This window comes from Frankia sp. CeCAU1, assembly GCF_977971845.1.
In genome coordinates, this window is the sequence record NZ_CDWWXA010000022.1 from 40,100 (window position 1) to 47,626 (window position 7,527).

Below are 7,527 nucleotides of genomic sequence, written 5' to 3' on the forward strand. Positions count from 1 at the left end.
CCGGGCTCGCGGCGCTCCTGGCGAGCCTGCACGACGTCACCCCGGACCTCATGGAGTCCCTCACCACCCCCCGCCTCAGCCCGCCCCTTCGCCCCAGCCGTCCTGGATGCGAGGTTGGGGGAGTAAGGCACGGTTTTGGGGGCGAAGACCGGGCGTAGATCCTCCGAACGGAGTCGGAGCGGGTGTGGGGTTGGGTGGGTCAGACGGCGGAGATGGCGCGCAGGACGTCCATGCGAGCGGCGCGCCGGGCGGGGAAGACAGCGGCGAGCACGCCGAGGATCGCCCCGGTGAGGACCACGAGCAGGATCGTCCGTACCGGGTAGGCGAACGTGCTGATTCCCAGGGAGGCCAGCGCCTTCGTCAGCGCCCAGCCGAAGATGCTCCCGACGACGACGCCAAGCACGGCTCCGAAGACCGAGATGATCACTGATTCAAGGATGACCATCAGCCTCATCTGCGACCGCGTCATGCCGACCGCACGCAGCAGACCGATCTCCCGGGTCCGTTCGATTACCGAGAGCGCCAGGGTGTTGACGATGCCGAACAGTGCGATGATGACCGCCAGGGCCAGCAGCACGTAGATGAACCCGAGCAGCTGGTCGACCTGCTTCTCCTGCTGTGCGACGAACTCGGACTGGTCCCGGACCTCCACCGTGGCGAACGACTTGACCACCGTGGCGATCTCGGCCCGGACCATCGCCGGGTCCGCCCCGCTCGCCCTCTTCACCAGGACGAACAGGTCGAGGTCATCGGTGGAGTGCCGGGCGAACTCGCTTGTGGAGATGATCCACTTTCCGGCCACCTGGCTCTTCTTGTAGGTGCCCACCAGAGTCAGCTCCGCGCGGCCGTCGGCGAAGGTGACCGGGACCTTCTGCCCCACCCGTAGCTGGTGGTCCGCGGCGGTGGAGTCCTCGGCCAGGATCGTGCCGTCGCCAAGGGCGTGGACGTCACCGGTCACCTCCTTGATGGCCAGCATCCTGACCAGGCCCGCTGGGTCGCCGGCCAGCACCTGGGAGCTCTGCCCGGAGATCTTCACCAGGCCGCCCCGAAGACCCGTGGCGATCTCGATGCCGGGCTTGCCGGCCAGCTCGCGAGCGACCTCACCGCTGAATCCCTGCCCGAAGTTCTGCGGGGTCAGGTAGAAGTCGGCACCGAGGCTGTTCGACACCGTCTCCCGCACCGACTCCTTGATCGACTGCCCGAGCACGGAGAAGGCGCTGACCAGGGCGAGTCCGATCATCAACGCGGAGGCGGTGGAGGCGGTCCGGCGCGGGTTGCGCATCGCGTTCTCCCGGCCGAGTCGGCCGGTGGCCCCGAACATCCTCGCCAACGGTGCGCCGAGGACCCGGGTGATCGGTCCGGACAGCAGCGGTGAGAGGGTGGCGACGCCGAGGAAGATCCCCGCCGCGCCCACCCCGACGGCGGTGGCTCCCGGCTTGCCCGCCGAGGCGGTGCCGAGGATCAGCAGGACAATGCCGAGCGCGGTGAGCACCGACCCGGCGATCGCCCGGGAGCGCAGCGAGCGGGTCGGCAGCACGTAGGTCTCCCGCATCGCCGCGATCGGTGGCACCGACGCGGCCTTGCGGGCCGGCACGAACGCCGCCGCGGCGGTGATGAGCACGCCGACGGCGTAGGCGATCACGACGGTGCGGGGGCGGAAGACCAGCGCACCGCTGGGCAGCGCCACGCCGAACACACCGACGGCGGCGCGCAGCAGCAGCGCGAGCCCCGCGCCGGACACCAGGCCGACAGTGGCCCCGGCGAAGCCGACCAGTGCCGCTTCGACCTGCAGGGACACCTGGACCTGACGTTTGCTCGCCCCGATTGCTCGCAGCAGGGCCAGCTCCCGCACCCGTTGGGCGACGAGCATCGTGAAGGTGTTGAAGATGATGAAGGCGCCGACGAAGACCGAGATGGCGGCGAAGATCAGCAGAAAGGTGGAGAAGCCGCTGACGGCGTTCTGCACAGCGCTGGCGCTCTCGTCCGCCAACTGCCTGCCGGTGATCGCCTCGACACCCGGTGGGAGGGCGGCGGCGACCCGGGCTCGTAGCTCCTCCTGGGTCAGGCCGGGCCCGGCGGCCAGGTGGATCGCGCTGAACCGGTCGGGCGCGAGCAGGACCCGCTGGGCGGTGGCGGTGTCGAACGCGGTGACGGCGGCGCCCCCTAGACTGTCCTGACCGCCGATCCGGAAGGTGCCGACCAGGGTGTACCGCGCGGGCGGACCCTTGGTCTGCACCGAGATCTTTGCCCCGAGCGACAGATGGAGCTTCTTCGCGGTCGCCCGGTCGACGACGATCTCTCCGGGGCCGGGCGGGCGACCCTCGGCGATCTCCTCCGCCGAGGTGGGCTGACCCCCGGTCCAGTTGATACCGATCCCCGGCGCACCGTTGGTGTTCGAGGGCTTGCCGGTGGCCGGGTTGACGAGGACGGCCTGGCCGTTGACCTTGCCGACCGCCACCCGCACCCCGTCCACTCCGGCGGCGGTGGAGACGAGCGAGGCCGGCAGCGGAGGGCGGCCGACGTCGCTCGTCGGGTCGATCGCGTTGACCGAGCGCACGGCGACGCTGACGTTCTTGTTGATGTCGGCGAAGAGGGTGTCGAACGTCCGGTTGAGGGTGTCGGTCAGGACCAGGGTCCCGGTCACGAAGCTCACCCCGGCGACGACCGCCAGCATGGAGAGCACCAGCCGGACCTTGCGGGCCAGCAGACTCTTGAGGGTGGCGCGCAGCATCGGCTCAGGCCCAGCCCGCCGGCTCCGTGCCGTCCGGGTGGTAACTGTCCCCCCCGCCGTCGACACGGCCGGGGCCGGTGAGCGGAGGCCCGCCGCCAGGCCTCGGCACCGGCCGGTGGTGGGAGCGGCCGGAGTAGTACTCCTCGCCGTGGCGCGTGCCGCCGACCCGCCTTGACGCCGGCTGCCCACCGGCGTCGGGCCCGAGGTCCGGGGCGGGGATCGCCTCGAACTGGCCGGTGCGCCGCTCCGGGTAGTGGCCCTGGTAGGGATCGTGCTCGTCTCGCCCGTAGGTCGGCTGGCCCGGGTAGGCCTGGTCCGGGTAGGCGTAGTCGTCGTAGTCACCGGCAGGCCCGTAGCGACCGTCGGTGTCGTTATGGTCGTCCCGGTCGTCGGCGATCTCGCCGTCGGCCGCCAAGCCGCCCGCGGCGGCGTCGAGGTGCTTCATCCGGTCCAGCACCTCCTCCGCGGTCGGGTTCGCGATCGCGTCGACGAGTCGACCGTCGGCAAGGAAGATCACTTCATCCGAGTAGGACGCCGCCGTCGCGTCGTGGGTGACCATGACGATCGTCTGCCCGAGTTCGGAGACCGAGTCACGCAGGAACGACAGCACCTCGGCTCCCGACCGGGAGTCAAGGTTGCCGGTCGGCTCGTCGGCGAAGATGATCTCCGGCCGGGTGACCAGGGCCCGCGCACAGGCGACCCGTTGCTGCTGACCGCCCGAGAGTTCGCTCGGCCGGTGCTTCAACCGAGGTGCGAGACCGACCGCGTCGATGACGGTGCGCATCCAGGCCCGATCCGGCGAACGCCCGGCGATGCTCAACGGCAGCGTGATGTTCTCGGCCGCGGTCAGCGTGGGCAGCAGGTTGAACTGCTGGAAGATGAACCCGATGCGGTCGCGACGCAACCGGGTCAGTTGCTTGTCGGACAGCCGGGACAGGTCCACGTTGCCGATGAAGACCCGTCCCCGGGTGACCGTGTCCAACCCGGCCAGGCAGTGCATCAGCGTCGACTTCCCCGACCCGGACGGCCCCATGATCGCGGTGAATCGGCCGCGGGGGAAGGCCAGGTCGATCTCGCGCAGTGCCGTGACGGTGGTGTCACCGGAGCCGTAGACCTTCGTCAGCCTGGCGGCGCGGGCCGCGGGTGCGGCGTCCGGTCCGTCTCCTCGCCGGCCGCCCGGGTGCTCGGGAACCCGGCCGTCACGGCCGGCACCGTACTCGCCGGGCCGCGACCCGCGGTCCTCTCGGCCGGGCGGGCTGCCCGCGACCGCGCCCCGCTTCCCGCCTCGGGACGATCCGGTCCGTCGGGCCATCGTGATGTCCTCTCCCTCGCGGCGCGCCGTGTCCCTCTCGACACGGTCCCTCTCGACACGTCGTGCCTGCCCTGCCTGCGCTCGGCCCCGACTGACCTGGGACGGCTGTTCGGCTACCGTGGTCGATCTCCCCAACGACCGAACGATGATCGGCATCTCGCCGTCGCCGACTGTACCGCCGGCAGTATTGAAGGTCCGACCAATATTACTTTTGGTGATCGGGCGATATGGCATGCCTCCGAGGACGCCCGGTGGAGCCACCGCCGCCGGCGAGCTGAGGAGGCCGGCACCGTAAACGGGCTGTCCGCGGGGAACGGGGCCCGGACGGGGTCCGGCCTGAAGACCGCCATCAGCCGTCCGCCTCGCAGACGGTGGGGGCGGTCTCGTCGAGCGGCACCGCGGATGTCTGCTGCGGTAGCGGTGGTGGGGTGCCGCCGAAGGCTGGGCATCGAGCCTGATGGTCGCACCAGGAACACAGTCTGTTCGGGGTGGCGCGCCAGTCCCCGGTGCGGTGCGCGCGGTCGATCGCCGCCCACAGGGCCTCGATCCGTCGCTCGGCGGCCCGCAGGTCGGCCTCGTCGGGGGTGGCCCGCAGCCAGGTGCGGTCACCGAGGTAGTACAGCCGCAGCTCGCGCGGGACCACCCCACGGATCCGCCAGAGCAGCAGGGCGTAGAACTTCATCTGGAACATCGCCGAGCTCTCGAACGCCGGGCCGGGCGAGCGGCCGGTCTTGTAGTCGACCACCCGCAGGGCGGGTCCCTGCGCCGTGGTCGCCTCGTCAAGCCGGTCCAGGTAGCCCCGCAGCCGCAGGCCGGAGTCGAGCACGTGCTCGACGTACAGCTCGCGGGCCACCGGCGCCAGCCGTGACGGATCCTCCAGCGCGAAGTATCCGGCGAGCAGTTCGCGGGCCGACTCCAACCACGCCGCCAGTTCGTCGCGGCCACCGAACAGCGCCTCGACCGCCGGCTCGCGGGCGCGCACCGTATCCCAGGCCGGCTCGACCAGCTCCCGCGCGGCCTGCAGGGTACGCCGGGACGCCGGGAGATCGAACAGCTTCTCCAGGACCGCGTGCACCACGGTCCCGCGGGTCGCGGCCTCGCTCGGCGGCTCGGGGAGCCGGTCGACGACCCGGAACCGGTAGCGCAACGGACAGTTGACGAAGTCCGCCGCCCGCGACGGTGACAGCGAACCGATCAACGGCCGGGGTGCGGCCGACGCCACCGATCCCGGGATGGCAGGAGAGCGCTGCGTCGAGGTCATGTCCTGGACCCTAGATCCCCCTACCGACATCTTCGCCACTCGGTCCCGGACGACGGGTCGGGGTATGGTCCGTAGCATCGGATCCATGGCGGATCAGCACGGCGGCGCGGGTTCGGGCGGCGCGGGTTCGAGCGCCCACGGCGGCGCGGGCCCGGCGGGGCAGGCTCCGAGTGAGCGACCCCCCGGCGTGCCGGTCGGGCGGATCCGCGGTGTTCCCATCGTCATCTCGCCGTTCGCCCTCGTCTTCGCCGTCCTCGTCGCCTACCTGCTCTCCGGCTCGATCCGCGACCGGCTGCCGCTGGCGTCCGACGGGCGGATCCTCGCGCTCTCCTCGTTGATCTCTATCGGCTTCCTGGCCTCCCTGCTCGCCCACGAGATCGGTCACGCTCTGACGGCGCTGGCGTTCGGTCACACCGTGCGGTCCGTGACCCTGCACGGCTTCGCCGGGTTCACCGAGTTCGAGCCGGAGCCCCGCAGCGCCGGCCGCGAGTTCCTGATCGCCTTCGTCGGCCCGGCGGTCAACGGGGTGCTGGCCGCCGGCTGTCACCTCGGCCTGCTTGGCCTCGACGACACCAGCGACGCCGCCGCGGTCCTGCACGATCTCGGACTCATCAACGCCGCGTTGTTCCTCTTCAACCTGGCACCGGGCCTCCCGCTGGACGGTGGACGGGTGGTCGTCGCCGCGGTGTGGGGTCTGACGCGCGACAAGCTGCGGGGGCTGCGGGCCGGTGCCTACGGCGGGTTCGTCGTCGCCGCCGGCCTGGTCGTCTGGGGTGCGTCGACCTCCGGCGGCATCGGCATGGTGTACACCTATGCTCTGGCGGGCTTCCTCGCGTTCGCGGCCTACCAGTCGCTGCGCGCCGCGCAGGTGCGGGAGCGGCTGCCCGGCCTGTGCGCCGGTCGTCTTGCGCGCCGGACGCTGCCCGTCGAGGGTGCCGTTCCGCTGGCGGAGGCGCTGCGGCGAGCTCAGGAGGTCGGCGCCACCGCCGTCGCGGTGATCGACCGTGACGGCAGCCCCCTGAAGATTATGAATGGCTCCGCGGTCGACGCGCTGCCGGAGCATCGGAGACCCTGGATGACCGTGGATGAAGTGAGTCGGGTGATCTCGCCCGGCATGGTCCTCGACGCCGATCTGGAAGGCGAGGCCCTGCTGGCGGCCGTGCAGCGGGTGCCGGCGTCGGAGTACCTCGTCAAGCAGGCGGGCCGCCCGGTCGGCGTGCTCGCGATGGTGGATCTCGTCGCCCGTATCGATCCGGCCGCCGCCGCCCGCATGGTGGCGTCCCGGTGAGCGCCCCGCCCGACGAGTCGGTGTCCCCGGGGCAGGTGCCGTCCCTGGCCGGCGGTTACGCTCCGCCTCCGACCGGCTCCGCTCATCGCCGAGGCCTGTTCACCAAGGGTGACCGGGTGCAGCTGACTGATCCCAAGGGGCGCCGGCACACCGTCGTCCTCGAACCGGGCAGGCAGTTTCACACCCACCGGGGAGCCGTCGAGCACGACGCCCTGCTCGGCAGGCCGGAGGGGATCGTCGTCACCAGCACGGGTGGTACCGACTACCTGGCGCTGCGCCCGCTGCTCGTCGACTTCGTGCTGTCCATGCCGCGCGGGGCGACCGTGGTGTACCCCAAGGACGCGGCGCAGATCGTCACCTACGCGGACATCTTCCCGGGCGCCCGGGTGCTGGAGGCCGGCGTCGGGTCCGGGGCGCTGTCGTGCTCGCTGCTGCGTGCCATCGGCGACTGCGGGCGTCTGGTCTCCTACGAGCGGCGCGCGGACTTCGCCGAGATTGCCCGGCGCAACATCGAGGCGTTCTTCGGCGGCCCGCATCCCGCCCACACCGTGCTGGTCGGGGAGCTGGCCGAGACGACCGAGCGTGACGTCGACCGGGCCGTCCTCGACATGCTCGCGCCCTGGGAGGTCGTTGACGCCGTCAGCGCGGCGCTGGTGCCCGGCGGGGTGGTCTGTGCCTACGTCGCTACCACCACCCAGCTTTCCCGGATCGTCGAGACGCTACGGGCACACGGCACGTTCACGGAGCCTGCGGCGTGGGAGTCGATGATGCGGGACTGGCACGTCGAGGGTCTGGCCGTGCGGCCTGGCCACCGCATGGTCGGCCACACCGGTTTCCTGGTAACCGCGCGGCGCCTCGCCGAGGGGGTCGCTCCTCTGGTGCGCCGCCGCCGGCCGGCGAAGGGCGCGCCGATCGGGATCGCCCCTGCCCCCGGG

Annotated in this window: 5 protein-coding genes; 2 read left to right on the forward strand and 3 right to left on the reverse strand. The window is 71.5% G+C overall.

Features of this window, described 5'->3' with window-relative positions; translation table 11 throughout:
* Positions 1-199: 199 nt before the first annotated feature.
* The 3 genes from AC08OO_RS06660 to AC08OO_RS06670 form a co-directional block, all read right to left on the reverse strand.
* Positions 200-2,731, reverse strand: coding sequence for an ABC transporter permease (locus AC08OO_RS06660; RefSeq protein WP_476611521.1), 2,532 nt, complete (start codon positions 2,729-2,731; stop codon positions 200-202).
* 4 nt (positions 2,732-2,735) lie between these two features.
* Positions 2,736-4,043, reverse strand: coding sequence for an ABC transporter ATP-binding protein (locus tag AC08OO_RS06665; protein WP_476611520.1), 1,308 nt, complete (start codon positions 4,041-4,043; stop codon positions 2,736-2,738).
* 349 nt (positions 4,044-4,392) lie between these two features.
* Positions 4,393-5,304 carry a RecB family exonuclease gene (locus tag AC08OO_RS06670; protein ID WP_476611519.1) on the reverse strand — a complete coding sequence of 304 codons (912 nt, stop codon included), beginning with the start codon at positions 5,302-5,304 and terminating at the stop codon, positions 4,393-4,395.
* An 85-nt stretch (positions 5,305-5,389) separates the two neighbouring features.
* On the opposite strand from AC08OO_RS06670, the gene AC08OO_RS06675 reads away from it, so the two are divergent.
* Positions 5,390-6,592 (forward strand): site-2 protease family protein, encoded by a 1,203-nt coding sequence (locus AC08OO_RS06675; RefSeq protein WP_476611518.1) that lies wholly within the window; start codon positions 5,390-5,392, stop codon positions 6,590-6,592.
* A gap of 44 nt (positions 6,593-6,636) precedes the next feature.
* Positions 6,637-7,527, forward strand: an 891-nt coding sequence (locus tag AC08OO_RS06680) for a tRNA (adenine-N1)-methyltransferase (protein WP_476618325.1), incomplete at its 3' end; no start/stop codon positions are given.